The 26,171-nt window shown below is 70.8% G+C and carries 24 protein-coding genes; 18 read left to right on the top strand and 6 right to left on the bottom strand.

Annotated elements, in window-relative coordinates:
* Window positions 1-21: 21 nt before the first annotated feature.
* On the bottom strand, window positions 22-1,290 hold the full coding sequence (locus tag ACZ601_RS05295; RefSeq protein WP_469533169.1) for an extracellular solute-binding protein: 1,269 nt from the start codon (window positions 1,288-1,290) through the stop codon (window positions 22-24).
* Window positions 1,291-1,548: 258 nt separating this feature from the next.
* Between ACZ601_RS05295 and ACZ601_RS05290 the strand changes: the two genes are divergently transcribed.
* The 10 genes from ACZ601_RS05290 (at window position 1,549) to ACZ601_RS05245 (ending at window position 11,099) form a co-directional block, all read left to right on the top strand.
* A complete protein-coding gene (locus ACZ601_RS05290) occupies window positions 1,549-2,388 on the top strand; it encodes a GntR family transcriptional regulator (RefSeq protein ID WP_311302373.1) in 840 nt (279 codons plus the stop codon).
* A gap of 214 nt (window positions 2,389-2,602) precedes the next feature.
* Window positions 2,603-3,772, top strand: coding sequence for a lactonase family protein (locus tag ACZ601_RS05285; protein ID WP_469533166.1), 1,170 nt, complete (start codon window positions 2,603-2,605; stop codon window positions 3,770-3,772).
* 85 nt (window positions 3,773-3,857) lie between these two features.
* Complete coding sequence (locus tag ACZ601_RS05280; protein ID WP_440573218.1) at window positions 3,858-4,109, top strand: YkoF family thiamine-binding protein; 252 nt, start codon at window positions 3,858-3,860, stop codon at window positions 4,107-4,109.
* A complete protein-coding gene (locus ACZ601_RS05275) occupies window positions 4,106-4,483 on the top strand; it encodes a helix-turn-helix domain-containing protein (protein ID WP_073735065.1) in 378 nt (125 codons plus the stop codon). Before ACZ601_RS05280 ends, ACZ601_RS05275 begins: the two co-directional genes overlap by 4 nt.
* 177 nt (window positions 4,484-4,660) lie before the next feature.
* Window positions 4,661-5,170 (top strand): 2-oxo-4-hydroxy-4-carboxy-5-ureidoimidazoline decarboxylase, encoded by a 510-nt coding sequence (gene uraD, locus ACZ601_RS05270; RefSeq protein WP_469533162.1) that lies wholly within the window; start codon window positions 4,661-4,663, stop codon window positions 5,168-5,170.
* Between the two features lie 27 nt (window positions 5,171-5,197).
* Window positions 5,198-5,590 (top strand): hydroxyisourate hydrolase, encoded by a 393-nt coding sequence (uraH, locus tag ACZ601_RS05265; RefSeq protein ID WP_073735067.1) that lies wholly within the window; start codon window positions 5,198-5,200, stop codon window positions 5,588-5,590.
* 7 nt (window positions 5,591-5,597) lie between these two features.
* The gene (gene pucL, locus ACZ601_RS05260; RefSeq protein ID WP_440573216.1) at window positions 5,598-6,521 is read left to right on the top strand and encodes a factor-independent urate hydroxylase; all 924 of its coding nucleotides are present in this window, start codon (window positions 5,598-5,600) and stop codon (window positions 6,519-6,521) included.
* 67 nt (window positions 6,522-6,588) lie between these two features.
* A complete protein-coding gene (locus ACZ601_RS05255) occupies window positions 6,589-7,986 on the top strand; it encodes a nucleobase:cation symporter-2 family protein (RefSeq protein WP_469533159.1) in 1,398 nt (465 codons plus the stop codon).
* Between the two features lie 42 nt (window positions 7,987-8,028).
* A complete protein-coding gene (locus ACZ601_RS05250) occupies window positions 8,029-9,426 on the top strand; it encodes an 8-oxoguanine deaminase (protein WP_469533157.1) in 1,398 nt (465 codons plus the stop codon).
* A 227-nt stretch (window positions 9,427-9,653) separates the two neighbouring features.
* The gene (locus ACZ601_RS05245) at window positions 9,654-11,099 is read left to right on the top strand and encodes a nucleobase:cation symporter-2 family protein (protein ID WP_469533155.1); all 1,446 of its coding nucleotides are present in this window, start codon (window positions 9,654-9,656) and stop codon (window positions 11,097-11,099) included.
* 79 nt (window positions 11,100-11,178) lie between these two features.
* Here ACZ601_RS05245 and ACZ601_RS05240 read toward each other — a convergent pair whose 3' ends face one another.
* From ACZ601_RS05240 to ACZ601_RS05230, 3 genes are all read right to left on the bottom strand, one after another.
* Window positions 11,179-12,039, bottom strand: a complete 861-nt coding sequence (locus tag ACZ601_RS05240; protein ID WP_469533153.1) for a chitosanase — start codon at window positions 12,037-12,039, stop codon at window positions 11,179-11,181.
* A gap of 161 nt (window positions 12,040-12,200) precedes the next feature.
* Window positions 12,201-13,043 carry a chitosanase gene (locus ACZ601_RS05235; protein ID WP_469533150.1) on the bottom strand — a complete coding sequence of 281 codons (843 nt, stop codon included), beginning with the start codon at window positions 13,041-13,043 and terminating at the stop codon, window positions 12,201-12,203.
* Between the two features lie 89 nt (window positions 13,044-13,132).
* On the bottom strand, window positions 13,133-13,738 hold the full coding sequence (locus ACZ601_RS05230; RefSeq protein ID WP_469533147.1) for a TIGR03086 family metal-binding protein: 606 nt from the start codon (window positions 13,736-13,738) through the stop codon (window positions 13,133-13,135).
* A 175-nt stretch (window positions 13,739-13,913) separates the two neighbouring features.
* Here ACZ601_RS05230 and ACZ601_RS05225 point away from each other — a divergent pair, with 175 nt between their 5' ends.
* The 7 genes from ACZ601_RS05225 to ACZ601_RS05195 all read left to right on the top strand — a co-directional run bounded on the left by ACZ601_RS05225 (window position 13,914) and on the right by ACZ601_RS05195 (window position 22,965).
* Window positions 13,914-14,891: a fibronectin type III domain-containing protein gene (locus tag ACZ601_RS05225; RefSeq protein WP_469533144.1), complete on the top strand. Its 978-nt coding sequence runs from the start codon at window positions 13,914-13,916 to the stop codon at window positions 14,889-14,891.
* A gap of 89 nt (window positions 14,892-14,980) precedes the next feature.
* Window positions 14,981-16,333, top strand: coding sequence for a M20/M25/M40 family metallo-hydrolase (locus ACZ601_RS05220; protein WP_469533142.1), 1,353 nt, complete (start codon window positions 14,981-14,983; stop codon window positions 16,331-16,333).
* A gap of 5 nt (window positions 16,334-16,338) precedes the next feature.
* Window positions 16,339-17,862, top strand: a complete 1,524-nt coding sequence (locus ACZ601_RS05215) for a YfcC family protein (RefSeq protein WP_469533873.1) — start codon at window positions 16,339-16,341, stop codon at window positions 17,860-17,862.
* A gap of 135 nt (window positions 17,863-17,997) precedes the next feature.
* Window positions 17,998-20,286 carry a glycosyl hydrolase family 18 protein gene (locus ACZ601_RS05210; protein WP_469533139.1) on the top strand — a complete coding sequence of 763 codons (2,289 nt, stop codon included), beginning with the start codon at window positions 17,998-18,000 and terminating at the stop codon, window positions 20,284-20,286.
* 217 nt (window positions 20,287-20,503) lie between these two features.
* On the top strand, window positions 20,504-20,791 hold the full coding sequence (locus tag ACZ601_RS05205; RefSeq protein WP_469533137.1) for a BatC protein: 288 nt from the start codon (window positions 20,504-20,506) through the stop codon (window positions 20,789-20,791).
* Window positions 20,788-21,996 carry a cupin domain-containing protein gene (locus ACZ601_RS05200; RefSeq protein ID WP_469533134.1) on the top strand — a complete coding sequence of 403 codons (1,209 nt, stop codon included), beginning with the start codon at window positions 20,788-20,790 and terminating at the stop codon, window positions 21,994-21,996. The genes ACZ601_RS05205 and ACZ601_RS05200 overlap by 4 nt, the downstream gene beginning before the upstream one ends.
* An 18-nt stretch (window positions 21,997-22,014) precedes the next feature.
* On the top strand, window positions 22,015-22,965 hold the full coding sequence (locus ACZ601_RS05195) for a sucrase ferredoxin (protein ID WP_469533131.1): 951 nt from the start codon (window positions 22,015-22,017) through the stop codon (window positions 22,963-22,965).
* An 86-nt stretch (window positions 22,966-23,051) separates the two neighbouring features.
* Here the strand turns inward: ACZ601_RS05195 and aceB are convergent, their stop codons facing one another.
* Both aceB and ACZ601_RS05185 read right to left on the bottom strand, forming a co-directional pair.
* Complete coding sequence (gene aceB, locus ACZ601_RS05190) at window positions 23,052-24,671, bottom strand: malate synthase A (RefSeq protein ID WP_469533127.1); 1,620 nt, start codon at window positions 24,669-24,671, stop codon at window positions 23,052-23,054.
* 234 nt (window positions 24,672-24,905) lie between these two features.
* Window positions 24,906-25,529 (bottom strand): nucleotidyltransferase family protein, encoded by a 624-nt coding sequence (locus ACZ601_RS05185; protein ID WP_469533125.1) that lies wholly within the window; start codon window positions 25,527-25,529, stop codon window positions 24,906-24,908.
* A gap of 218 nt (window positions 25,530-25,747) precedes the next feature.
* Between ACZ601_RS05185 and ACZ601_RS05180 the strand changes: the two genes are divergently transcribed.
* Entirely contained in the window at window positions 25,748-26,050 is a 303-nt protein-coding gene (locus ACZ601_RS05180) for a DUF5955 family protein (RefSeq protein WP_199884385.1), read from the top strand.
* Window positions 26,051-26,171: the final 121 nt, after the last annotated feature.

Raw genomic sequence — 26,171 nt, 5'->3', positions numbered from 1 at the left:
GGGCGGGGAGCGGCAGCGGGGTCAGGAGGCGGTGTTCATGGCCCGGGTGATGTCGCCGGAGGCCTTGGCGGCCTCCTTCGCCGGGTCGCCGCCCGTGAGGACTGCGGCCATGTAGTCCTTGATCGGGTTCTCCGCCTCGACGGCCGCCCAGCCGGGTGTGTTGGGCGTGGCGTGGCCGTTCGCCGCACCGGCCGCCATCGTCGCCGCGCCCGGGTCGTCCGCCACCGCGGAGGCCAGGGTCGTCCGGTTCGGGACGTAGCTCATGGCCACGGCCAGCTTCTTCTGCCAGGCGTCGCCGGTGAGCTCCTTGACGAAGGTGAGCGCCGCTTCCTGGTGGCCGGAGGCCGTGGGGATCACCAGGTCGGAGCCGCCGGTGAAGACGGCGCCCGGGGTGTCCGCGCTCGGTCCCGGGATCGGGAAGAAGCCGAGCTTCCCCTTGAGGGCCGCGTTCTTCTCCACGACCACGCTGGCGCCGCCCGGGGTGGAGATCACCTGGGCCACCTCTCCCTTGGCCATGACGTCGGCCTGGGGCGGATCGTCCTCGTCGGAGTCCCTCGGGCCCTTGCCCAGGGCCTGGAGCTGCCCGTAGAACTTCATGCCGCGCAGCGCCTCGGGGGTGTCCAGGGCGCCCTTCCACTTCCCGCCGGACTCGGTGGCGAGGTCGCCGCCCTCGTCCCAGATGAACCCGGCCAGCGCGTACCACATCTGGCCGGGCAGGTAGATGCCCTGGGTACCGCCCTTGTTGAGCTTCGCGGTGGCGGCGAGCCACTGCTCGCGCGTCTTGATCGCGGAGGCGTCGACCCCGGCCTTCTTGAAGAGGTCGGTGCGGTAGATGACGACGCGGTTGGCCGCGTAGTACGGGATGCCGTACTGCTTGCCCTCGTACGCACCCGGCTCCGCGAGCCCCTTGAGCCAGTCCTTGCCGTTCAGCTCGTCGGTCCTGTCGCTGAGGTCGAGCAGTCCGCCGCTCTGGGCGAACTGTGCGACCTGGGTGTTGCCGCTCTCGATGACGTCCGGTGCGTCGTTGCTGGCCAGCGCGGCGGTGATCTTCTCACCGATGCCGTCCCACTCCTGGATCTGCACCCGCACCTTGATCGTGGGGTGTGCGGCCTCGAAGCCCTTCACGAACTCCTTCTGGAACTCGGCGGAGACGCTGTCGCGCATCAGCCACACGTCGATGTCCGTCGGCCCGTCTCCGGATTTCCCGGCGGAGTCGGACGAGGAGCTGCACGCACTCAGAACGGCGGCCATCACAAGCGCGGACCCACCGGCAAGCAAGCGGTACTTCACGGTTCACCTCTGGAGAACAGGACCTGACCACCTGACCAGTGAAGCCCACTGGACAGCTCACCTCTTGATGGTGGATGAAGGTGGCATAGACCAATGAGGTCGTCAAGTCCCTTGGTAATAAAGGGTTCTGGCGATCTTCCGGGAAATCGGCTCATCGGGATTCGCGTGACAGCGGTTACAATCCACTTGACCAGTAGGGAGATTGGTTCGACTGGTCGTTCAACTGGTCAATGGGAAATGTGTCAGGAGGGGCATCGCATGGACGCCGACGCACCGGGGACGGTGCTCAAACGGGAACGGGCCCGCGACGCCGTACTGGAGCTGATCGAGTCGCGCCGGCCGGGTGACGCCATCCCCTCGGAGCGGTCCCTCTGCGCCACGCTCGGCGTCTCCAGGCCCACCCTGCGTGCCGCCGTCGACGAGCTGGTGGCCGCCGGGCTGCTCGTGCGCGAGCACGGCCGGGGGATGTTCGTCGCACCCGCGAAGATCACCCAGGAGCTGATCTCCGCAGACCTGGCCCTGTCCGTCCCGCAGGCGGCGGGCGCCTGGTCGAGCCGGCTGCTGGAGTTCACCACCCTCCAGGCCGGTGCCCGGGTCGGCCGCAAGCTGCGCATGTCGCCGGCCGCCGAGATCGTGTACGTCGCCCGGCTGCGGCTGGTCGACGGCGCCCCGATGGCGATCGAGCACCTGCACATCAGGGCCGAGCTGGTGCCGGGGCTGTCCGCCCAGGAACTGGAGGACGGCGACCTCTACGAGCACCTGCGCGAGCGCCACGACGTGCACGTCCACGAAGCGGTCCAGGCGATCGAGCCGACCGTGGTGACCCGCGCGGAGGCCCGGCTGCTCGACGTGCCCGAGCTGTCCCCCGCCCTGCTCTTCGAGCGGCTGACCTCGGACACCACCGGCTGCCCCGTGGAGTACGTGCACTCGCTCTACCGGGGCGACCGCTACCGGATCGTCTCCCGGCTGGCCCTCGGCCCCGCCGCGGCCGTGCGGCCCGTCGAGGGCGGGCACCATCCGGGGATCCCGCCGGGCGACTTCGCCCAGGGAGACCTGATCACCTCGTCCACCCGAGGCGACATCCAGTCCGGCGGCTGATGCCGTGCGGTGCGCGTATGCGTTGCGCCCCGCTCCGGCGGGGAACGCCGCGCAGCGCCCATGCGCGTTGCACCCCGCTCCGGCGGCTGACGCCGTGCCGGCGCGCACGCGCGTTGCGCCCCGCGCAATGACCGGTGCGAGTCTTGCGCCGGTCACCGGGGCAGGCCACTGTGGCTGACACATCCGACGCAGCCGACCCCACGAGGTGCCTCGCATGACCACCCCCACCAGCCGCCGCACCCTTCTCGGAGCACTCCTGGCGGGCGGCGCGCTCGCCGCCGCCCCCTCGCTGCCCCGCTCCGCCCATCCGGGGCGCGCGCCGCGCGCCACCGGGGAGGGGGCGCGCCGGACCGCGACGCTCTTCCTCGGCACCTACACCTCGACGACGCCGGGAGGCACCGGAATCGGCGTGGCCTCGTACGATCCGGCCGCCGGCACCATCACCGACCGCACCGTCGTCAACGGCGTCGAGAACCCCTCGTACCTCGCGCTGCACCCCACCGGCGCCACGCTCTACGCCGTCGACGAGCAGCAGCAGGGCGGCGTCACAGCGGTGGCGCTCGCCGCCGACGGGACCTTCCGGGTGCTGGGGACGCGCGACACCGGCGGCGCCGGACCCGCCCACCTCTCCGTCCACCCCGGCGGCAAGTGGCTGTTCAGCGCCAACTACACCTCCGGCAGCGTCGCCGTGCACCCCCTCGCCGCCGACGGCACCCCCGGGGAGCGCACCGACCTGGTCGCCCACACCACCCCCGCGCCCGGACCGGGCCAGGACGGGCCGCACGCCCACCAGATCATCACCGCACCGGACGGCGGCCACATCCTCGCCGTCGACCTGGGCAACGACACGGTGTACACCTACCGGCTCGACGAGGACCGGGGCACCCTGGAGCAGCTCTCGTACGCCGCACTGCGCCCCGGCGCCGGACCGCGCGCCCTCACCTTCCACCCCGGCGGCCGGTACGCCTACCTGGCCTGCGAGCTCGACAACACGGTCGTGGTCTGCGGTTACGAGCCCGCCACCGGGGTGCTGACCCCGGGCGCCCCGCAGTCCACCGGGACGGGCAGCGGCACCAGCTACCCCGCCCAGCTGCTGGTCACCGGGGACGGCCGCTTCGCCTACCTGGCCAACCGGGGGCACAACAGCCTCACCAGGTACGCAGTCGAGGACGACGGGGCCACCCTGCGACTGCTCGACACCGTGCCGGTGGGCGGCGACTTCCCCCGGCACATCGCCTTCTCCCCGGACGGGGCGCTGCTCCTGGCCGCCAACCAGAAGTCCGGCACGGTCACGGTGTTCCGGGTCGACGCGGAGAGCGGCGCACTGGAGTCCGTGGGCACACCCTTCGCCGCCCCGGCGGCGGTCTGCGTGCTGCCGCTCTGAGGCGGGCGCGCCGGGGGCCGTCCGTTAGGGTCGTGCCCGAGCTGCGGGGGCTTCCCGCCCCGGCGACCCGCACCATGGAGGCACCGTGCGCTTGAGAGTGGAGTTCACCACCGAGCCCTTCGATCTCGACGAGGCGCCGGCGCACGCCGTCGTCGCCCGCGAGGTCGTCCAGTCGGCCGATCTGGACGCCGTGGACGTCGGCCCCTTCGGCAACACGGCCGAGGGCGGCGCCGACGAGGTGCTCGGCGCGGTGGACTCCCTCCTGCGCAAGGCCCTGGCATCGGGTGCCACCCGGGTCTCCCTCCAGGTCAACGTGATCGGGGAGGACTCCCAGTGACCGAGCCCGCGGACCACCCCCTCGTCGCCGCGGTCAAACCGCTCGTCGACGCCATGGGCGCCGAGCTGCTCGGTCCGGAGCAGGCGCTCCCGGACGACGTCGTGCTGGCCTGGGAAGGCCTGGACGTCATAGCGGTCCGGCTGCCGCAGCTCTCGGACTCGCTGGACCACATCCTGGCCGCCATGGAGCGCCGGCACGGCATGCCGCTCGCGGAGCTGGACCGCAGGGCCAAGCAGGAGGCCGTCCGGACTCTGGAGGCACGCGGTGCCTTCTCCGTACGACACGGTGTGGAGACGGTGGCGGGGGCGCTCGGGGTCAGCCGGTTCACCGTCTACAACTACCTGAACAGGGATATCGGCCCCAAGAGCGAGTAGTTGGGTCCGCGGCCGGTTCCGGTCCGCGCAGCGTCACGGAAGGCCGTCGTCCGGATCATCGGGCGACGGCCTTTTACATGAACGTAATTTCAACAAAGTGTTGACGTGGTGTTGTGGAGGGCGTTAGCTATCCGCAGCCCGACCGACGCACAGCGAAAAACAGCCACGGAGGCTCCCGTGACTTCGAGCTCCACACCGGGCCTGGCCCGGTTCAACACCCTGGCGGACCGCGAGGCGGCCGCAGCACTGCACGAGGTCTGTGCCAGCGCGGCCTGGGGGAGAGCGATCCTCTCCGGGCGCCCCTACGCCACGGCCGAAGCCCTGTTCCACGCGAGCGACACCGCCACGGCGGCCCTCGACGCGCAGGACCTGGCCGAAGCCATGGCCGGCCACCCGCCGATCGGCCGCCCGAAGCCCGGGGACCCGACCTCATCCCGCGAACAGCGGGGGATGGCCGGCGCCACCGAGGAGCTCAAGACCGAAATGCTCGAACTCAACCTGGCCTACCAGGAGCGGTTCGGACACGTCTTCCTGATCTGTGCCACCGGGGCCACCGGTGAGCAGATGCGCGACGCGCTGAAGACCCGGTCCGGGAACTCGCCCGAGGAGGAGCGCGGACATGTGCGCACCGAACTGGGCAAGATCAACCGCATCAGGCTGACCCGTCTCGTCACGGAAGACGCGTAAGACTCGCAACGAAGGAGAGTGAAGGTCTTGAGCACCTTCGCCACCGCATCGGTGTCCACCCACATCCTGGACACCAGCATCGGCCGCCCCGCCGCGGACGTCGCCATCTCGCTCGCGGCCCGCACCGGCAGCGACGCGCAATGGGTGGCCCTCGGCGGCTCCGCGACCGATGCGGACGGGCGCTGCAAGGACCTGCCGGCCCTGCCGGAGGGCACCACCCACGTACGGCTCGACTTCGAGACCGAGCCGTACTTCGCCAGCAAGAAGCAAGCCGAGGCGCAGCAGGACGCCCCCCGCGTAAGGGACAGCGGTGCGTTCTTCCCCGAGGTGGCGATCACTTTCGCCGTCACCCCGGGCGAGCACTATCACGTACCGCTGCTGCTCAACCCGTTCGGCTACTCCGTATACCGAGGGAGCTAGCAGACACATGCCCACGATTCTCGGCCAGAACCAGTACGGCAAAGCAGAGAACCGCGTCGTCAAGATCACGCGGGACGGCGACACCCACCACATCAAGGACCTGAACGTCTCGGTCGCCCTCTCCGGCGACATGGACGACGTGCACTACTCCGGCTCGAACGCGAACGTCCTGCCGACCGACACCACCAAGAACACGGTGTTCGCGTTCGCCAAGGAGCACGGCATCGAGTCCGCCGAGCAGTTCGGCATCCACCTCGCCCGGCACTTCGTGTCGTCGCAGGAGCCGATCCACACCGCCCGGATCCGGATCGAGGAGTACTCCTGGGAGCGCATCGAGACCTCCGGGGGGAACTCCCGGTTCATCGGCGCCGACGAGGTCAAGCACTCCTTCGTGCGCAAGGGCCAGGAGACCCGTACCTCCCAGATCACCTACGACGGTGAGAAGTGGGAGGTCATCTCCGGCCTCAAGGAACTCACGGTCATGAACTCGACCAACTCCGAGTTCTGGGGCTACGTCAAGGACAAGTACACGACGCTCAAGGAGGCGTACGACCGGGTCCTGGCCACCGACGTGTCCGCCAGGTGGCGGTACAACTGGACCAGCGACGAAGCGCGCATGCCGAACTGGGAGAAGTCGTACGAGCAGGCGCGCAAGCACATGCTCGAAGCCTTCGCGGAGACGTACTCGCTCTCCCTCCAGCAGACCCTGTACCAGATGGGCTCGCGCATCATCAACAGCCGCAGCGAGATCGACGAGATCCGGTTCTCGCTGCCGAACAACCACCACTTCCTGGTGGACCTGGAGCCGTTCGGCCTCAAGAACGACAATGAGGTCTACTTCGCGGCCGACCGTCCGTACGGGCTCATCGAAGCCACCGTGCTGCGGGACGGCGTCGAGCCGCAGATCCCGGTCGACATGACCAACCTCTGACGCGGCGCCGCGCCGGTTCCCGTCCGTCCACAGCGGACGGGGACCGGCCGGGCCGGAGGGAAATCCCATGGCACAGCCTGCACTTGGGCCTGCTCCAGCAGAAGGTCCATGTCCCACCCCGCCGGACGGTTCGATCCATCCGGTGGACGAGAAGCTTGCCCCGTCGCGGCTCCTGCCCGCCGCGCTCCAGCACATCGCCGCCATGTACGCGGGTGTCGTCACCCCTCCGCTCATCATCGGACAGGCCGTCGGCCTCGACACGGCGGGGCTGACCCGGCTGATCGCGGCCGGCCTCCTCATCGCCGGCTGCGCCACCATCCTGCAGACCCTCGGCATCGGGGGCTTCGCCGGCAACCGGCTGCCGTTCGTCAACGCGGCCTCCTCCGCCGGGATCGCGCCGATGCTCGCCATCGCGGAGACCAGCGCGCCGGGTCACCAACTCCCGGCGATCTACGGGGCGGTGCTCGTCGCAGGCGTGTGCTGCCTGCTCGTCGGTCCGTTCTTCGGAAGATTGCTCCGGTTCTTCCCGCCGCTCGTCACCGGCGTCGTCATCACGCTCATCGGCGTCACCCTGATGCCGGTCCCGGTCTCCTGGGCGCAGGGCGGCGACAAGACCGCCGCCGACTTCGGCGCGATGAAGTATCTCGCGCTGGCCGCCTTCACGCTGGCAGTCATCCTGGCCATCCAGCGGTTCGGCCGTGGCTTCCTCAAGCAAGTCGCCTTGCTGATGGGGCTGTTGATCGGTACCTTGGCCGCCATCCCCTTCGGTCTCGCGGACTTCTCCGCGCTGCGCTCCGCTCCGCTTGCCGCGCTGCCCACCCCCTTCGCCTTCGGCGCACCGGAGTTCCAGCCCGCCGCGATCCTCTCCCTCTGCATCGTGATGCTCGTCCTGATGACGGAGTCCTCCGCCGGGATGCTGGCCCTCGGTGAGATCTGCGACCGGCCCACCGACGGCCGGACCATCACCCGGGGACTGCGCACCGACGGCATCGCCACCCTCGTCGGACCGGTCTTCGGCGGCTTCCCGACGAGCGCCTTCGCGCAGAACGTCGGCGTGGTCTCCCTCACGAAGGTACGGAGCCGGTACGTCGTCGCGACCGCCGGTGGCGCCCTGCTGATCCTCGGCGTCTTCCCGGTGCTCGGCGCGGTCGTCTCGCTCGTCCCGATGCCCGTGCTCGGCGGTGCCGGCATCGTCCTGTTCGGCTCGATCGCCGTGAGCGGTATCCGTACGCTCTCCGAGGCCGGGCTCGACGACAGCTCCAACATCATCCTGGTCGCCGTGGCGCTCGGCGCGGGCATCATCCCGCTCGCCGCGCCCGGCTTCTACGCGGGATTCCCGTCCTGGGCGCAGACCGTCCTGGGCTCCGGCATCAGCGCCGGAGCGCTCGTCGCGGTCCTGCTCAATCTCTTCTTCCACCATCTCGGCACCCACAGCCGCTCGGCCGTGGCACTCAAATCCTCCTAGGGTCCTGCCGTGCCCACATCGCTGATGAGAGAAGGAAGCACCATGGCAGCACAGGCAGCGACCGAGCGCGTGGAACGCATCGTCATCGAGAACTGTTCGATCGCCACCGTCGACGCCGACGACACCGAGTACGCCTCGGGCCACGTCGTCGTCGCCGGCAACCGCATCGAGTCGGTCGGCGCCGGCCGGGCACCCGAGGGCCTGGATAACGTCGTACGCCGGATCGACGGCACCGGCCATCTCGTCACACCCGGCCTGATCAACACGCACCACCACTTCTACCAGTGGATCACCCGCGGCCTGGCGACCGACCACAACCTCTTCGAGTGGCTGGTCGCGCTGTACCCGACCTGGGCGCGCATCGACGAGCCGATGGCCCGTGCCGCCGCGCAGGGCTCGCTCGCCATGCTGGCCCGCGGCGGTGTCACCACCGCGATGGACCACCACTACGTGTACCCGCGGGGCTCAGGCGACCTGTCCGGCGCGATCATCGGCGCCGCCCGTGACATGGGCGTACGGTTCACCCTCGCCCGCGGCTCCATGGACCGCAGCGAGAAGGACGGCGGGCTGCCGCCGGACTTCGCCGTGGAGACCCTCGAAGGCGCGCTCGCCGCCACCGAGGCCACCATCGACGCGCACCACGACGCCTCCTTCGACGCGATGACCCAGATCGCCGTCGCGCCCTGCTCCCCGTTCTCCGTCTCCACCGAACTGATGCAGCAGGGCGCTGAGTTGGCCCGCCGTCGCGGAGTGCGGCTGCACACCCACGGCTCGGAGACCGTGGAGGAGGAGAAGTTCTGCCACGAGCTGTTCGGCATGGGCCCGACCGACTACTTCGAGTCGACCGGCTGGCTCGGCGAGGACGTGTGGATGGCGCACTGCGTCCACATGAACGACTCCGACATCGCCGCGTTCGCCCGCACCGGCACCGGCGTCGCCCACTGCCCGTCCTCCAACGCCCGGCTCGCCGCGGGCATCGCCCGGGTCCCGGACATGCTCGCCGCCGGCGTCCCGGTCGGCCTCGGCGTCGACGGCACCGCGTCCAACGAGTCCGGCGAACTCCACACCGAACTGCGCAACGCCCTCCTCATCAACCGCCTCGGCCCGCACCGCGAACGTGCCCTGAATGCCCGTCAGGCGCTGCGCCTGGGCACGTACGGCGGCGCCCAGGTCCTCGGCCGCGCCGACCAGATCGGCTCCCTGGAGCCCGGCAAGCTCGCGGACCTGGTCCTGTGGAAGCTGGACACCATCGCCCACGCCTCCATCGCCGACCCGGTGACCGCCCTGGTGTTCGGCGCCGCGGCCCCCGTCACGCTCTCGCTCGTCGACGGCAAGCCGGTCGTCGAGGCCAACCACCTGACCACCGTGGACGAGGACGCCATCGCCCGCGCCACCCGCGACGAGGCCCGCCGCCTCGCGCAGATCGCCGCCGGAGCCTGACGCCCGGCGCCCCCTGACTGGCCGGCCGAGGGGGACGGCCCTCGACCGGCCGCCGTGGACCCGAGCGGGGCCCACGGCAACCGGTACGGGGGGCGCGTACCCATACGTACGCGCCCCCCGTACCGCTGAACCCAAAGCTGCCCGCACCAGCTGCACGAACTGCACCAACGCTCCACCTCCCTGATACCCACGTCGCCGCAGACGTGTACCCGACCGGAGGAACCGCCGTGGCAGCTACGCCCAGGTTTCGCAATGACGCAGACGCAGCATCCGACCCCGGCATATCGGAGCCGGCCAAGTCCGACCGCACTCATCCGGTCGACGAGACCCTTCCCCCACTGAAGATGTTCACCAGCGGCCTTCAGCACGTGGCCGCGATGTACGCGGGTGTGGTGGCCCCGCCCATGGTGGTGGGCCCCGCCGTGGGGCTCACCCCGAAGGAGACCGCCTTCCTGGTGGCGGCGAGCCTGTTCACCGCGGGCATCGCCACCCTCCTCCAGACCCTCGGCTTCTGGCGCATCGGCGCCCGGCTGCCGTTCGTCAACGGCGTCTCGTTCGCCGGGGTCACACCCATGGTGGCGATCGGCAAGGACCGGGGGCACGAGGGGATCGCCGTCATCTTCGGCGCGATCATCGTCGCCAGCCTCCTCGGCTTCGTCCTCGCGCCCTACTTCTGCAAACTCGTCCGCTTCTTCCCGCCCGTCGTCACCGGCACGGTCATCACCCTGATCGGTGTCTCCCTGCTGCCGGTCGCCTTCAACTGGTCCCAGGGCGGCAACGCCACGGCCGACGACTACGGCTCCACCACCAACATCATCATGGCGGCGGTCACCCTGGTGATCGTCCTCGCGCTGAGGAAGCTGCTCCGCGGTTTCCTCCAGCAGATCGCGATCCTGCTCGGACTCATCGCCGGCACGCTCATCGCGATCCCGGTCGGCATCACCGACTTCGGTGCCATCAAGGACGCCGACGTCGTCGGCTTCCCCACTCCGTTCCACTTCGGGGCACCGCAGTTCGAGATCGCCGCGATCGTCTCGATGTGCATCGTCATGCTGGTCTGCATGACCGAGTCGACCGCGGACATGCTGGCCCTCGGCAAGATCGTCGACCGCCCGGCCGATGAGCGGACCATCGAGGGCGGCCTGCGCGCCGACACCCTGGGCAGTGCCCTCAGCCCGCTGTTCAACGGCTTCATGTGCAGCGCCTTCGCCCAGAACATCGGGCTCGTCGCGATGACCAAGGTCCGCAGCCGCTTCGTGGTGGCCACGGGCGGCGGGATCCTCATCGTGCTCGGCCTGGTCCCGGTGGCCGCGTCCGTGATCGCGCTCGTCCCGCTGCCGGTGCTCGGCGGCGCGGGCATCGTGCTCTTCGGCTCGGTCGCCGCGAGCGGCATCCAGACCCTGGCGACCGCCGCTCTGGAGAAGGGCGAGAACGCGCTGATCGTGGCCGCGGCCGTCGGCATCGGCCTGATCCCGATCGCCGCGCCGGACTTCTACCACGCGTTCCCCAAGGACCTGCTCGTCGTGCTGGACTCCGGGATATCCACCGGATGCGTGGTGGCGATCGTCCTCAACCTGGCCTTCAACCACCTCGGCCGCAAGCCGGACGAGGAGGAGGATGCCGAGACGGTGACCGAGGAGCTCGCCAACGCGGCTCCGGTGAACGTGCACTGACGTACCGTCACAGCGCTGTGGCGCGTACGGCCCCGCCCGCGAGGGGGAGCCGTACGCGCCACAGCCGTGCCCGGAACCGTCAGCCGATGTGGAAGCTGTCGCCGTACACCTTCCAGTCGAGCGGCGGGTCCAGGTTCAGATTGCCGTTCTTCAGGAAGACCCGCTGGGCGGTGTCCACCCGGCTGGTGTCCGAGTGGGCCTCCTCCTGCTCCATGGCCCAGACCCGCGCGTCCAGGAAGGCGTTGAGGTAGCTGACCTCGTCGCCGCCCTGGGCCGGCGGCTTCGCCTTCGCGAGGGCACGCTTGCGGATGCTGCTGAAGCTCGTGCTGTCGCCGCCGTCGCCGTGCATGACGATGGCGTCGTAGTACGCGAACTGGCCGAGCGTGCCCAGCCCGTCGCTCTTGCCCCGGCTGACCGCCGGATCGAAGTACACCCGGTCGCGCTCGTCGTTCTGCGCCTGCTGGAACGCAGAGTCGGCCGCTGCCTTCTTCCAGGCGGCCTGGAAGCCGGGGTCGAGCCCGTCGTGCGAGTCCGTGCCGTCCACCTCGCGCAGGGCGGGCAGGTACTTCGCGAGCGGGTTGCCGGGCTCGCGCTGGGTGTACAGCTCCACCAGGTCCAGCATGTCGCCGGTACCTGAGCAGAAACCGATGATGCCCGCGGTGTAGCCGCGGCCGTCGTCGATGTCCTCGATGTACTTGTACTGGGACTTCCAGTCCAGCGAGGAGTTCTCCGCGCTGGAGACCAGCTGCATGGCGATGTCCTTCTTCGCCGGATCGTCCAGCCCGGTCGCGGCGGCCTCCTGGTGATGAACGGCCGGCGGTGCGGGGGTGCCGGCGAACGCGGTGGCGGGAACAGCCGTGAGTGTCAGCCCGAGCGCGACGAGCGCGACGCGCAGCGTACGGGTGTTGCGACGTGCGGTGCGCTTGTGGGGAGCGTTCACCAGTCCTCCAAGGGAGTTCGTCGTTCCGACTCTTCTGTTAGGAAGCTTTCCTATCAGAGTCGAACGAGTGTCGTACACCCCTGTGACGCATACGAGTTGGACGCGGCCCGGAAATCATTCCGTCGGCCGCTCGTGGCGCTCGGGGCAACCCAGTACAGGGCCTACGGACCGTCGATCCGGTAGCTGTCGCCGTACACCTTCCAGTCGAGCGGCGGGTCCAGGCTCAGATTGCCCTTCCTCAGGAACACCCGCTGGGCCGTCTCGACCCGGCTGGTGTCGGTGTGCGAGGGCTCCTCCTCGCGCATCGCCGCGACCCGGACGTCCAGGAACGCGTCGAGATACGCCCTCTCGTCGCCGCCCCGCACGGGGGGACGCGCCTCGGCGAGCGCTCGGCGGCGCATGGTGCGGAAGCCGACCGTGCCCTCCGCGTCGCCCGAACCGTGCATCACGTGGGCGTCGTAGTAGATGAACTGGCCCAGCGCGCCGAGCCCGTCCGCCTTGGCCTGCGCGACCGAGGGGCCGAAGTACGAGGCGTCCCGCTCGGCGTCCTGCGCCGACCGGAAGGCGGCGTCACCGGCCGCGTCCGCCCAGGCCTCGGTGAAGCGGCGGCCGAGCCCGGCGTGCGAGTCGCTGCCCTCGACCTTCCGCAGCGCCGGCCCGAACCGCTCCAGCGGATTTCCGGCCCGTGCCTTCGCGTACCGCTCGACGACCCGGCGCATGTCTCCGGTACCGGAGCAGAAGCCGATGATGCCCCCGGTGTAGCCGCGCCCGTCGTCGATGTCCTCGATGTACTTGTACTGGGACTTCCAGTCCAGGGTGGAGTTCTCCGCGCTGGAGACCAGTCGCATGGCGATGTCCTTCTTCGCCGGATCGTCCAGTCCGGCCGCCGCGGACCCCTTGCCGTACGCGGCGTCCGGACCGGCCCCGGAGCAGCCGGAGAGCACGGCCGCGGCCAGGGCGAGGGCGGCGGCCGGTGCGATCAGGGAACGCGTGCTGAGCTTCACCGCTCCAGCCTGCCAGTTCGCGGGAGCGATACGTCCCCTTCGCGGCGTCCGTCAGCTGGTCGGGCGAGCGTGCCCCGGCGTGCGGGGCGTCAGTCCACCGGCTGCCAGTCGGGGCGCCGGCCACTGCGGGCGACGGCCCGGTCCAGCAGCGGTGCGCCGTCCGGCACCGGGACCGGCGGGCCGAAGGGTGAACCGGCCGGCGGGGTGTCGCCCAGCTCTGCCAGCAGCGCCAGCGTGGAGTCCAGGTGCGCCTCCTCCGCCCGGAACGGCTGCCCGGTCGACCTCGCCAGATCCCAGCCGTGCAGCACCAGCTCGTTGAGCGCGACCATGCCCGCGATCTCGCCCGGCAGGTCCACACTGCCCGCCCGGGTCATGCCCTGCCAGGCCTCCGGGGAGCGCCAGGCGGTGACCATCTCGTCCAGTGCCCGGGGCAGCGTGCCGCGCCAGCCGTCCGCGAGCACCATCTCCTCCACCGAGGGCGCCGTGTCGGTCGTCGCCCCCAGCTCCTTGTGCGCGGCATCGCGGAAGGCCACGGCGAGCCCGCCGATGTGGGCGAGCAGGGCGCTCACCGTGACGCCGGGGCAGGGGGTCGGTGCCGACAGCCGGGTGTCGTCCACCGCGTCGAGCAGTCCGGCGATCTGCTGGGCCGCCGGTGCCAGGTCCTGCGGGGGAGCGGTCTTCGTCTCGTTGTCCATACAGTGCGGACTCCCCGGGCGCCCCGAACTCATCGGTCGGCGGCGCGCGGACTTCCCGGCCCGGTCGAGGTGCACACCGGCACATTGCGGAAGGTTCCGCTCCGTCCTCTTGTCGGGGACCCCCACGCCGTGCGATACAGGTCTGGACCATTGCTGCCGGACGGAAGGCAAGACCGTGCAACGCCCCCACGCAAAAGCCGCGTTGGCCTGCTCAGCCGCCCTGCTCCTCGCCACCCTGACCGCCTGCGGCTCCGACGCCGAGGCCGACACCAGCAGCCCCACGGCGCCGCGCGGGGTGACCGTACAGGCCGGCAGCGCCACCTCGGCGCACGTGATGTGGGAGGCGGCCACCGACGACAAGGCCGTCACCGCGTACGAGATCTACCGCAAGGGCAGGAAGGTCAAGACCGTCCCGGCCGCCAGGGTGATGATCGACATCGACGGGCTGACGGCCTCCACCGCCTACAGCTTCACCGTCCGCGCCCGCGACGCCGCCGGAAACCTCTCCGCGCCGAGCGCCGCCGCCTCCGTCACCACCCCGGCACCGACCCCGGCCGACCACGAGGCCCCCACCCGGCCGGTGCGGCTGCGCGGCAAGGCCGACGGCAGCCGGGCGGCGACGCTGTCCTGGGGCGGCTCCACGGACGACGTCGGCGTCACCTCGTACGACATCTACCAGGAGGGCTCGCGCATCCACACCGTGCCCGGCACGCAGACCACGGCCCGCCTGACCGGGCTGCGGCCCGGCACGGTCTACACCTTCACCGTCCGCGCCAGGGACGCCGCCGACACCTCGTCCAAGGACAGCGACTCCTTCGACCTCACCACCGCGTCCGCCCCCGGCGCGCCCGCCTCCACCGCCCCCACGGACCTGCGGATCACCAGCACCGCCCAGGGCAAGGAGTACGCCGTCGACCTGGACTGGAAGCAGCCGAGGACCGGCGGCGAGATCCCCGCCTACCAGCTCTACCTGGACGGCCGGCTGACCACCACGATCGTCTGGGGAGGCAAGCCGCCCGAGGGCCGGGCGAGCTACCGGCTGACCGTCAGCGACCCGCGCGGCACCCGCTACGCGATGAAGATCCGCGCCAAGCTCCCGGACGGGAAGTGGGGGGACTTCTCCGCCTCGCGGACCGTCGTGCTGGGCGGCTGACCGGCCCTCAGTCGTGCGGGCGCCCGCCCCATATGATCCATTTGATCCCAGAACCTCATTGCCGGACTCCACGAGGAACAGGGGATGCGATGGACCTGGGCTCCCGCGTCGACACACTGATGGACGGGCTCACCGCCGACCTGGAGCGGCTGACGACCATCCCGTCCGTGGCGTTCCCCGGCTTCCCCGCCGAACCCGTGCTCCAGGCCCACGACCTGCTCGTGGACCTGCTGCGCGGTGCGGGCGTCGAACGGATCGAACGCCTCGACCTGCCGGACACCGCACCGGTCATCGTCGCCGAGGTCCCGCCGCCGACGCCGGACGCCCCGACCGTGCTGCTCTACGGCCACTACGACGTACAGCCCCCCGGCGACGAGACCCTGTGGCTCTCGCCGCCGTTCGAACCCACCCCCGTGGCGGGCGGGCTGCGCGCCCGGGGCATCGCGGACGACAAGTCGAACCTGATCGTGCACCTCGGCGTACTGAGGGCGTACGGCGGCAGGCCGCCGACCGGCCTCAGGATCGTCCTGGAGGGCCAGGAGGAGTACGGCAGCGCCTTCGACGACTACCCGCCCACGGACCCGGACCGCTTCGCCTGCGATGCGATGGTCATCGCGGACATGGGGAACCTCCGCCCCGGCAGCCCCACGCTCACCACGGGCCTGCGCGGCGCCGCCGAGCTGGTGGTCGAGGCGCGGACCCTGGACGAACCCCGTCACAGCGGCGAGTTCGGCGGCGCCGCCCCCGACGCGCTGCTCGCCCTGGTCCAGGCGCTGGCCACCCTGCACGACGTGTACGGGGACGTCGCCGTCGAGGGCCTGCGCCGCGAGGAGTGGAGCGGTACGACGTACACCGAGGAGGAGTTCCGCGCCCTGGCCGGGGTCCGTGACGGGGTACCGCTCACCGGATCCGGCAGCCTCGGCGAGCGGCTGTGGAGCGGGCCCGCCATCACCGTCATCGGCATCGACGCCCCGTCCGTCGACCAGGCGGCCTCCGCCGTCGTCCCGTACGCCCGCGCGAAGCTGAACCTGCGCTTCCACCCCCAGCAGGACCCGGAGGAGGCGCTCGGGCTGCTCGTCACCCACCTGGCGGCACTGCGCCCGTTCGGAATCCCGCTCACCGTCACCCCCGGCGACACCGGCCCCGGATTCGAACCCGCGACCGGCGGATCCGCCTACCGGGCCGCGCTGACCGCCCTGCGCGAGGGCTGGGGCGCGGAGCCCGCGTTCGTCGCGAGCGGCGGCTCGATCCCGCTCGTCAACGGCCTGGCCAAGGCCGTCCCCGGCGCCGAGATCCTGCTCTTCGGCGCCCAGGACAGCATGTGCAATCTGCACGCCCCCAACGAGCGGGTCCTCTTCTCCGAGCTCCGCTCCGCCGTCATCGCGGAGGCCGCGTTCCTGCGGGAGTACGCCGCCGCGCACCGCGACGGGAGCACCGCGTGAGCACCCTGGACACCGGAACCCCGACGGAGGAGAAGCCCCCGGAGGGGCGGAAGTTCGTCTTCCCCAGCGCCCTGACCGTGCTGGTCGTCGTCACCCTCGCCGTCTGGGCGCTGGCCTTCCTCATCCCGTCCGGCGCGTACGACCGCACCAAGGACGGTGCGCCGGTCCAGGGCACGTACCACCGCGTCCCCTCCGGCCAGAGCGTCGTCGACCGGCTGAACGACCTCTTCCTCTCCCCGGTCAACGGTCTGTACGGGGTGCAGGACGCCAGGTCCGGGCAGGTCGGCCCGGACCTGGCCGGCGAACTGTACGGCAGCGCCGGTGTGTTCCTCTTCGTCCTCGCGATCGGCGCCTTCATCACCGTCGTCTTCGCCACCGGCGCGCTCGACCTGGGTATCGGCCGCCTCGCCCACCGGCTGCGCGAGCGCGGCGCGCTGCTCATCGCGGGCGTGATGCTGGTCTTTTCGCTGCTCGGCACGGTCGAGGGCTTCGCGGAGGAGACCCTCGGCTTCTACGGGCTGATCGTCCCGCTGATGCTCGCCCTCGGCTACGACCGGATGGTCGCCACCGGCACGATCATCCTCGGCGCGGGCGTCGGCGTGCTCTGCTCCACGGTCAACCCGTTCGCCACCGGGGTCGCCTCCGCCGCCGCCGACATCTCGCTGGGCGACGGGATCGTGCTGCGCGCGGTGATGTGGGTCGTCCTGACGGCGGTGACGATCGGCTACGTGATCCGGTACGCCAACCGCGTGCGCAAGGACCCGGACCGCTCGCTCTCCGGCTTCCTGCCCGGCGACCGCGAACACGCGGCGGCGGACACGGACGAACCGCCCGAACTGACCCCGCTCCACCGCCTGGTCCTGGTCCTGGTCGGGCTGACCTTCGCCTTCATGATCTTCTCCGTGGTCCCGTGGTCCAGCGCCCTCACCGGCAAGGCGGACGCCACCCCGTACGGCTTCGAGCTCGGCTGGTCCTTCCCGCAGCTCGCCGCGCTCTTCCTGGTGGCGGCCGTTCTCGTCGGGATCGTCGCCCGGTTCGGGGAGCAGAAGATCAGCGCGACGGTCGTCCAGGGCGCCGCCGACTTCATCTCGCCCGCACTGGTCATCGTGCTGGCCCGCGGGGTCACGGTCATCATGAACAACTCCCGCATCACCGACACCGTCCTGCACTCCATCGAGGGCGTGGTCTCCGGCACCTCCTCCGCGGTGTTCGCGGTCGTCGTGTTCGTCGTCAACCTCCCGCTGGCCTTCCTCATCCCGTCCACCTCGGGGCACGCGACCCTGGCCATGCCGATCCTGGCCCCGCTGGCCGACTTCGCGGGCGTCTCGCGCGCGGTCGTCGTCACGGCCTGGCAGGCGGCCAGCGGCTGGATGAACCTGTGGGTGCCCACGACGGCGGTGACGATCGGCGGGGTGGCGCTGGCCAAGGTGGGCTATGACAAGTACCTGCGCTTCGTCTGGCCGCTGCTCGCCGTCCTGGCGGTGCTGATCTGCGCGTTCGTGGCGCTGGGAGCGGTGGGGACGTCATGAGCGGTCCGCACCCATTGGTCTGTACCTATTGACGTGGTGGTCCAGACCATTTAGTTTCCCCTGTGCTCCATGGAACGAAGGACACCAGCTCCCCCCTCAGGACCTCCTCACGGGTCCCTGCCACAAGGGAGAACCATGTTCGAGCACATGCCTCTCAGACGGAGAACGGCGACCGCGCTGGTCGCCGCACTCGCCCTCCTACTCGCCCTGCTGTCCCTCCAGGCCACGCCCGCCCACGCGGCGGGCAAGCTGACGGCCACGTTCACCTCGGCCGACAACGGCCCCTGGTGGAAGGGGACGTACATCCTGCACAACGACACCGACACCGCCGTCACCGGCTGGAGCCTCGAATTCGACCTGCCGTCCGGGGTCGCGATCGACACCTCCTACAACGGCACCGTCACCACCCAGGGCAGCCACATCACCGCGGTCAACGCCCACTACAACGGCACGGTCGCCGCACACGGCACCACCGAGCCGTACAGCTTCTGGTTCGTCGCCACCGGACCGATCACCGCGCCCACCGGCTGCCGGATCAACGGCGACAAGTGCGACGGCTCCGCGGACGCGCCGCCCGGTGCGCCCGGCGGGCTGAAGCAGACCGATGTCACCGCCCGCACCGCCTCGCTGTCCTGGACGGCCGCCGCAGCCGGGGACTTCCCCGTGGCCTCGTACGACATCCTGGCGGGCGGCAAGGTGGTGGGGTCTGCCTCCGCCGCGACCTCCGCCACGGTCACCGGCCTGACCCCTGCCACCGCCTACGCCTTCACCGTCCGGGCCAAGGACACCCGGGGCAACACCTCGGCCGGGAGCGCCCCGCTGACCGTCACCACCGTCGATCCGGCCACCGACACCTCCCCGCCGACGGCCCCCGGCGCGCTGCACTCCACCGCCACCGACTCCTCGTCCGTCACGCTGGCCTGGACCGCCGCCACGGACAACCAGCGGGTCGCCGCGTACGACATCTTCAAGGGCGGCGCCCTGGCCACCACGGTCTCCGGCACCACGACCACCGCCACCATCGGCGGCCTGTCCCCCTCGACCTCGTACACCTTCACGGTCAAGGCCCGCGACCCCGCCGACAACGCCTCTGCGGCGAGCAACGCGCTCAGGGTCAAGACCGACGACATCGTCGGCGCCGGCAACTACGCCAAGGTCGGCTACTTCGTCCAGTGGGGCATCTACGGCCGCCAGTACTTCGTGAAGAACCTCCAGGACTCCGGGGCCGCCGGCAAGCTCGACATCGTCAACTACGCCTTCGCCAACATCGACCCCAACAACCTCACCTGCCTGAACGGCGTCACCAAGGGCACCACCGCCGACCCCGAGGACCCCGAGCAGGGCACCGGCGCCGGTGACGCGGACGCCGACTACACCCGCCCGTTCAGCGCCGCCCAGTCGGTCGACGGTGTCGCGGACGACGGCTGGGGCAAACTGCGCGGCAACTTCAACCAGTTGAAGAAGCTGAAGAAGCTGCACCCGGACCTGAAGATCGTGGTCTCGCTCGGCGGCTGGACGTACTCCAAGTACTTCTCCGACGTGGCGGCCAGTGACGCGGCCCGCAAGAAGTTCGTCTCCTCCTGCATCGACATGTACATCAAGGGCAACCTGCCCGAGTACGGCGGCGCGGGCGGCCCCGGCACGGCGGCCGGCATCTTCGACGGCTTCGACATCGACTGGGAGTGGCCGGGCACCGGCACCGGACACCCCGGCAACCACTACTCACCCGACGACAAGAACAACCTCACCCTGCTGCTCGCGGAGTTCCGCAAGCAGCTCGACGCGCTGGGCGGCGGCCACCGCCTGCTCACCGCCTTCACCCCCGCCGATCCGCAGAAGATCGACGAGGGCTGGGACCTGTCCAAGGTCTTCGACTCGCTCGACGTCGCCAACGTCCAGGGCTACGACTTCCACGGCTCGGGCAGCGACAACTCCTGGGAGCCGAACCGCACCGGTCACCAGGCCAACCTCTACAACGACGAGCAGGACCCGTACGACTTCCACTTCAGCGCGGACACCGCGATCAAGGCGTACACCGACGCGGGCGTCGAACCCCGCAAGCTGACCCTCGGCATCCCGTTCTACGGCCGGGGCTGGCAGAACGTCACCGACGGCGGCGCGGCAGGCGAATGGCAGCCTGCGGGCGGGGCCGCACCCGGTCAGTTCGCGGAGGAGGCCGGCACCCGGGGCTACTCCAACCTCATCGGCGCCTATCCGACGATGACGGTCCATCACGACGAGCAGTCCATCTCCACGTACGGCTACACCGGCAACCAGTGGTGGTCCTTCGACGACACCTGGTCGATCGGCAAGAAGACGGCCTACGTGAAGGACAAGGGCCTGCTGGGCGTCATGGTCTGGGAGATGTCGGGCGACACCCCGCAGGGCACCCTGCTGGGCGCCCTCGATTCCGGGCTGAAGTAGCGGTCGGAGGACGGCCGGGAAGGCGCGTATCGGCTCGCGGAGCCCCGCCGGGACTCCGCGAGCCTGCGAGCCCACACCTGGCCATATACCGCCAAATCGATACTTTCCGCTCATAGCGGTACGCTGATCGCGGTGCCCATGAGCGGTCACCCTGCCCGACATACGGGCCCCCAGGACGGGGGCCCGCCCCCAGCCCTATCGATGCGCGGGAGGAACCATGACCAACCCCGAGCAGGACCCGAACCAGCAAGAAGGTCCGGCGGACGGTGGCGCGGCCGGTACGCCGGGTGTCCACGACGGCGGTGCTGACGGCGGTGCGGAGGGTCCGGCGGACGGTGGCGCGGCGGGTACGCCGGGTGTCCACGACGGTGGTGCTGACGGCGGTGCTGACGGCGGTGCGGAGGGTCCGGCGGACGGTGGCGCGGCGGGTACGCCGGGTGTCCACGACGGCGGTGCCGACGGTGGAGCGGACGGCGGTGCGGACCGGTCCGGCAACGGTTCTTGAGCGCGTCCCGGACCGAGCTCCAGGACCCCGGTGCCGCGACGGCGGGCGCCGGGGTCCTGGAGACACGTCTGACCCGACTGCGCAGGGAGGAGTTCGCCCGTGACGTCTGGGCGCGCACGGCGCTGCTCACCCGTCGCGCCGACGACTTCTCGGACCTGTTCTCCGCCGACGCAGTGGACGAACTCATCTCGCGTCGCGGACTGCGTACCCCTTTCCTCCGCGTCGCCAAGAACGGCGCCACGCTTCCCGCGTCCTCGTTCACCTCCTCCGCGGGCGTGGGCGCCACCATCTCCGACCAGCTCGACGACACCGCCCTGTGGCGCGAGTTCGCCGACGGCGCCACACTCGTCCTGCAGGCCCTGCAGCGCACGTGGGGCCCGGTCGCGGACTTCAGTACCGCGCTGAGCGGGGAACTGGGACATCCCGTACAGGCCAACGCGTACGTCACCCCGCCCCAGAACCGAGGGTTCGACGACCACTACGACGTCCACGATGTCTTCGTCCTCCAGATCGAGGGCAGCAAGCGCTGGATCGTCCACCGGCCCGTACACCCCGACCCGCTGCGTGACCAGCCCTGGACCGATCACCGCGCCGCCGTCGCCGAGGCCGCAGAGGGCGAGCCCCACATCGACACCGTGCTCGCACCGGGTGATGTCCTCTACCTGCCCAGAGGCTGGCTGCACGCCGCAGAGGCGCAGGGCGAGGTCTCGATCCACCTGACGCTCGGGATCCACAACCGGACCCGCTACGAGCTGGCGGAACAGCTTGCCCAGGCCGCCCTCGCGGCGCTGCGCGACGACCCGGGCATGCGAGGTTCCCTGCCCCTCGGCGTGGACGGGCCGGCCGGCGAGATGGACCTGGTGCGCGAACGGCTCGTCGCGGCGGTCACGGAGTCCGACGCCGCTCCGCTGTTCCACCACGCGCGCCGGGCGCAGGGACGGCCGGCACCGCTGGGGCCACTGGCGCAGCTCGCCGCCGTCGACGGCCTCGGCCCCCGGACCCCCGTCCGGCTCCGGGAGGCACTGGAACCACGGCTGGAGGGCGGGCGGCTGACCACCCGCGTCGGCCGGCTCGACGTGGAGGAGAAGGATCTGCCGTCGCTGACCCGTCTGCTCGACGGGGAGGTCCGCACGGCCGGGGACCTCGGCGTCGAGCTCGCCGGGAGACTGCTGCACGCGGGCGTGCTCGTGCCCGCCGGACCGTGACGCCGCCGCGGTGACCGAGTGAGGGAGACGGAGCGTTTCTTCTGCGCCGACGCCGCCCGGGGCCGAGGCGACCCCATCATCGGCACGGCCCCGTACGGCCTCGTCTGGGTCCTCATCGAGTACCGGGGCGGATGGCCGGTCAACGGCTTCGACGGCCTCGACCTGCCGCCCGGTGTCAAAGCGCTCCTGTTCGCCTCCGCCCAGGCGGCGAGGGCGCGCGTCCTCCTGATCAGACGCCATGGACGCCGCAGGCGCGAGGGCCCGAAGTGCTGGGCGGTGCTGCGCTACGACGGCTCCGGCGCCCATCGCCAGCAGTGGGGCACGTGGAGCCGGGGCGAGGACCTGGCGGAGGTCGCCGCAGCGCTCGGAACCCCGGCAGCGCTCGGCACTCCGGGAGAGCTCGGCGCTCCGGGAGAGCTCGGCGCTCCGGGAGAAACCGGCCTCCCTCCCGTCGTGCTCGTCTGCACCCACGGTCAGCACGACACCTGCTGCGCGGTGCGCGGACGGCCCGTGGGGCGCGCTCTGGACGAGCGCTGGCCAGAGCTGGTGTGGGAGTGCACGCATGTCGGTGGTGACCGGTTCGCCGCCAATATCGTCGTCGCACCCGACGGTGTCTACTACGGGGGTCTGGACGCCGGGTCATCCGTCGAAGTGGTCGGCGAACACCTGGCCGGACGGATCCACGCGGAACATCTGCGCGGATACACGGATCTCCCTCCGCCCCAGCAGGCGGCTGTGGCAGCCCTGATCGGACGCTTTGGTCCGGCCGGGCGGCACGACTACACGGTCACCGGGACCTCCCGCGTCGGTGCCCACTGGCTGATCCGGATCATCGGCCACCGGCCCCGCCCGACGGCCTACGACATCGAGGTACGGGTCCGCCGCGCCCCACCGCACCAACTGACCTGCCACGGACCGGCGATGAGCTCCGCAGTCGTCCACGAGGCCACGTCGATCCGTATCGTCTGAGGCACGTCCTACGGGGGAGCCAGGCACTGCACGCCTCCGCCCCCGGCACCGTGCGGTACCGGGGGCGGAGGCGTACGCGGGAGGCGTCAGCGCAGCTGTTCGTACGCGGGCAGCGTCAGGAAGTCCGCGTAGTCCTGGTCCAGGGAGACCTGGAGCAGCAGGTCGTGGGCCTGCTGCCACTTGCCGGCGGTGAAGGCCTCGTCGCCGGTCTCGGCGCGGATCGCGGCCAGTTCCTCGGCTGCGACCTTGCGGGCCAGCTCCGCCGTGGCGTGCTCGCCGTTCTCGAAGACCACGTCCGCGTTGATCCACTGCCAGATCTGCGAGCGGGAGATCTCGGCGGTGGCCGCGTCCTCCATCAGGTTGAAGATGGCGACCGCGCCCATGCCGCGCAGCCAGGCCTCGATGTAGCGGATGCCGACCGCGACGGCGTTTCGCAGACCGTCGTAGGTGGGCTTGGCGTGCAGGGTGTCGATGGCGATCAGATCGCCGGCGGCCACCGAGACGTCCTCGCGCAGGCGCTCCTTCTGGTTCGGCTTCTCGCCGAGGACCGCGTCGAAGGAGGCCATCGCGATCGGGACCAGGTCGGGGTGGGCGACCCAGGAGCCGTCGAAGCCGTCGCCGGCCTCGCGGTCCTTGTCGGCCTTGACCTTCTCGAAGGCGACCTTGTTGACCTCGGCGTCGCGGCGGGACGGGATGAAGGCCGCCATGCCGCCGATCGCGTGGGCGCCGCGCTTGTGGCAGGTGCGGACGAGGAGTTCGGTGTACGCCCGCATGAACGGGGCGGTCATCGTCACCGCGTTGCGGTCCGGCAGGACGAACTTGGCGCCGCCGTCACGGAAGTTCTTGACGATGGAGAAGAGGTAGTCCCAGCGGCCGGCGTTCAGCCCGGAGGCGTGGTCGCGGAGCTCGTAGAGGATCTCCTCCATCTCGTACGCGGCGGTGATCGTCTCGATCAGGACCGTGGCGCGGACGGTGCCCTGCGGGATGTCGTTGTAGTCCTGCGCGAAGACGAAGATGTCGTTCCAGAGGCGGGCCTCCAGGTGCGACTCCGTCTTCGGCAGGTAGAAGTACGGGCCCTTGCCGAGGTCGATGAGGCGCTGGGCGTTGTGGAAGAAGTAGAGGCCGAAGTCGACCAGCGCGCCGGGCACCGGGGTGCCGTCGAGCTGGAGGTGGCGTTCGTCCAGGTGCCAGCCGCGCGGGCGGGTGACGACAGTCGCGAGCTCGTCGGCGGGCTTCAGGGCGTAGGACTTGCCGGACTTCGGGTCGGTGAAGTCGATGGCGCGGTTGTAGGCGTCGATCAAGTTGAGCTGGCCGAGGACGACGTTCTCCCACGTGGGGGCGGACGCGTCCTCGAAGTCGGCGAGCCAGACCTTGGCGCCCGAGTTCAGGGCGTTGATGGTCATCTTGCGGTCGGTGGGACCGGTGATCTCCACCCGGCGGTCGTTCAGGGCCGTGGGGGCCGGGGCGACCTTCCAGGAGTCGTCCGCACGGATCGCCGCGGTCTCCGGCAGGAAGTCCAGCGTGGAGGTGCGGGCGATCTCGGCGCGGCGCTCGCCGCGGCGGGCGAGGAGCTCGTCACGGCGCGGGGTGAACCGGCGGTGCAGCTCGGCCACGAACGCGAGAGCCGCGGGGGTGAGGACCTCGTCCTGCCGGGGCAGGGGCTCGGCATCGACGATGGCCAGCGAGGACGGCGCTGGTGCGGACATGAGCTGTCACTCCTTCAGCGGGCGGTGCGGACGGCGTCTCACGGCCGCCGGGTCGCCTGAGATGGCACGGCGTGCCATGGCTCCGGAATACGGCCGTGGGCGCCGTCTGGGGTACAGAGGGCTTCTGACCAGTGGATAGTAGTTTCCTCATGGTGGAAGTTCAATGGTTTGTTGATGTCGAGATTCTCCGGGTCGACAGAAGTGGGCCCTCGCTGGCGCAGCGTGCCAGTGCGTTCAATCAAGGTGGTACAGGTCCTCCGCCGTGTCGATGTCGTACGCCTGAGCCACATCGGAACACTCGACGAGCGTGATCGCATCGCGGTGCTCCCGCAGATAGGCGCGCGCCCCCTGATCGCCCACCGCCCCCGCCGAGATGTCTGCCCACAGATCGGCCCCGAACATCACCGGATGGCCGCGTTCACCCGCGTACGAGGCCGCTGCCAGGCTCGTGCGGGAGCGGTACGCGGACCGCACCCGCGCCACCGCCCCGGCGCCGATGCCGGGCTGGTCGACCAGCAGGACGACGACCGCGTCCGCGTCCGTCCCGGCGAGGGCGGCGAGCCCCGCCCGCAGCGAGGAGCCCATGCCCTCGGTCCACTCCGGGTTGACGGTCACCGCGCAGCCGGACAGCTCCGCCCTGGCCCGTACCTCCTCGGCCGCCGCGCCGAGCACCACATGGACCGGCCCGCAGCCGCCGTCCCGCAGGGTGCGTACCGCGTGGTCGACGAGGAGGCCGCCGCGGTGTTCCAGCAGCGCCTTCGGGCGGCCGCCCAGCCGGCGGCCGCCGCCCGCCGCGAGGAGTAGTCCGGCGACGGCCGGGTTGACGGAAGGGGAGGAATCGAGCGGATTGCTTGTCATGGGGCCTGGATACCTCACAAGCCGGGCTCCCGCACGGATGGACCGTTTCTGCAACTGGCTGTGATCGCGCGGGACACACCGGGTTCCGTCCGTGGAGTGGCGCCCGGCACCTTTCATGGCGTTAACTTGCCCGCACCCCCGGACACTTGACCACGGTCCGGGACTCGGTCGAAACACCAGCACAAGGATGTGCGAGGGGGAGTGCTTTGTTGAAAAGCGTGGGGCAGGCGCGGGTGACCAGCAGCAACGAGGACCCGAGGGTGACGGAGCTGCGTACGGCCGTCTCCCGGCTCCGGCGCGAGCTGGCCGGACATCCCGCGGAGTTCCCGGACCGTGCGATCGCCGAGGACGAGCTGGCGGCGCTGGACGCGATGGCGGTCAGCGGCGCGCCCGAGATTCCCCGGCTCCGCCGCTCGCTGCTGCTGATCGCGGGGGCGATCGGCTCGGTCAGCGCGCTGGCGTCGGCACTCAGGGACGTACGGGTCGCCGTGGACCTCTTCGGGGAGCCGCCGCGCCGGTGAACCGGAGCGAACCGGAGCCGCCGCCCTCCCCCGGACGTCCGGGGGCGGGGGGCCGCGCCCGATCAACGGCGGATGATCCATCCGCCCCACGCGTCCCCGACCCCCCCCCTGCGAGACACCA

The organism is Streptomyces sp. NPDC104307 (assembly GCF_055584045.1).
This window is presented reverse-complemented; position numbering and strand designations above follow the sequence as displayed.